This is a genomic window from Enterococcus sp. 6D12_DIV0197, from assembly GCF_002174385.1.
GTDB lineage: Bacteria > Bacillota > Bacilli > Lactobacillales > Enterococcaceae > Enterococcus_D > Enterococcus_D casseliflavus.
On sequence record NZ_NIBN01000001.1, the window covers coordinates 3,721,762 to 3,722,298 of the forward strand.

The following is a 537-nucleotide window of genomic DNA, read 5'->3' on the forward strand; positions in this document are numbered from 1 at the left end:
AAAGCTGCCTGCTTTACTCGTGTCGGCTTTACTAGCATCGACCGTTAAAGCTGAAAAATCAACATCGTTGCCATCTTTATCTAACGCACTATCAAAATTATCTTTCGCTTCCCAGTTATCCCCCACATAGATCGTGGAATCGTGGACATTGACGGCTGTCATTTTCTCTTTGACTGTAACAATCGCTGTACTGGTTACACCATCATACGTGTAGGTAACTTCGAAAGTTCCTGCTTTACTTGTTTCTGCTTTACTAGCATCGACCGTCAGTTCTTGGAAATCTATCGGATTACCATCTTTATCCAACGCACTATCGAAGTTATCCTCTGCTTGCCAGTTATCCCCCACATAAATCGTAGAATCATGGACGTTGACGGCTGTCATTTTTTCTTTAACTGTGACAATCGCTGTACTCGTTACACCATCATACGTATAGGTAACTTTAAAGCTGCCTGCTTTACTCGTGTCGGCTTTACTAGCATCGACCGTTAAAGCTGAAAAATCAACATCGTTGCCATCTTTATCTAACGCACTATC

At 42.1% G+C, this 537-nt stretch carries 1 protein-coding gene; it reads right to left on the minus strand.

Annotated elements, in window-relative coordinates; translation table 11 throughout:
- Nucleotides 1-537 (minus strand): bacterial Ig-like domain-containing protein (locus A5867_RS17615; protein ID WP_170927556.1); only part of this gene is annotated, 537 nt, incomplete at both ends.